2 protein-coding genes are annotated in these 1,368 nt (G+C 62.2%); both read left to right on the forward strand.

What is annotated here, in order from left to right:
- A complete protein-coding gene (groES, locus tag AC04SH_RS34810; RefSeq protein WP_006203049.1) occupies positions 1-297 on the forward strand; it encodes a co-chaperone GroES in 297 nt (98 codons plus the stop codon).
- Between the two features lie 61 nt (positions 298-358).
- Positions 359-1,368 (forward strand): chaperonin GroEL (gene groEL, locus AC04SH_RS34815; protein WP_488578079.1); only part of this gene is annotated, 1,010 nt, incomplete at its 3' end.

Genomic DNA, 1,368 nt, shown 5'->3' on the forward strand with positions numbered 1-1,368 from the left:
ATGGCAAAGTCGAAGTTCCGCCCGCTTCATGACCGCGTGGTCGTTCGGCGGGTCGAATCCGAATCCAAGACCGCCGGCGGGATCATCATCCCGGATACGGCGAAGGAAAAGCCGCAGGAAGGCGAGATCATCGCCGTCGGCTCCGGCGCGCGCGACGAAGCCGGCAAGCTGGTTCCCCTGGACGTCAAGGCTGGCGACCGCATCCTGTTCGGCAAGTGGTCGGGCACCGAAGTCAAGCTCAATGGCGAAGACCTTCTGATCATGAAGGAATCCGACATTATGGGCATCATCGGCTGATCATCGGCCTCACCGTCAACTGAATTCCGGGCTTACCCCAAGCCCCTGCCAGGAGCTAAAAATGGCTGCTAAAGACGTAAAATTCTCCCGTGATGCCCGTGAGCGCATGCTGCGCGGCGTCAACATCCTCGCCGACGCGGTGAAGGTTACACTCGGCCCCAAGGGCCGCAACGTCGTCATCGACAAGTCGTTCGGCGCCCCGCGCATCACCAAGGACGGCGTCACCGTCGCCAAGGAAATCGAGCTTGAGGACAAGTTCGAGAACATGGGCGCGCAGATGGTCCGCGAAGTTGCTTCGAAGACCAACGACATCGCCGGCGACGGCACCACGACCGCGACCGTTCTGGCGCAGTCGATCGTCCAGGAAGGCCACAAGGCGGTTGCCGCCGGCATGAACCCGATGGACCTGAAGCGCGGCATCGATCTGGCCGTGACCGAAGTCGTCGCGGCGCTCGGCAAGGCTGCCAAGAAGATCAAGACCTCCGAGGAAGTTGCCCAGGTCGGCACGATCTCGGCCAATGGCGACGAGTCGGTCGGCAAGATGATCGCGGAAGCGATGCAGAAGGTCGGCAACGAGGGCGTCATCACGGTTGAGGAAGCCAAGACCGCCGAGACCGAACTCGAAGTCGTCGAAGGCATGCAGTTCGACCGCGGCTACCTCTCGCCCTACTTCGTCACCAACGCCGACAAGATGGTTGCCGATCTCGAGGACGCCTACATCCTGCTCCACGAGAAGAAGCTCTCCAACCTGCAGGCCATGCTGCCGGTTCTCGAAGCCGTCGTGCAGACCTCCAAGCCGCTGCTCATCATCTCGGAAGACGTCGAAGGCGAGGCTCTGGCCACGCTGGTCGTCAACAAGCTGCGTGGCGGCCTGAAGATCGCCGCCGTCAAGGCTCCGGGCTTCGGTGATCGCCGCAAGGCGATGCTGGAAGACATCGCCATCCTCACCGGTGGCCAGGTCATCTCGGAAGACCTCGGCATCAAGCTCGAGAACGTCGGCCTCAACATGCTCGGCCGCGCCAAGAAGGTGTCGATCTCCAAGGAGAACACCACCATCGTCGACGGCGCCGG

This window comes from Mesorhizobium sp. CNPSo 4688 (genome assembly GCF_057784295.1).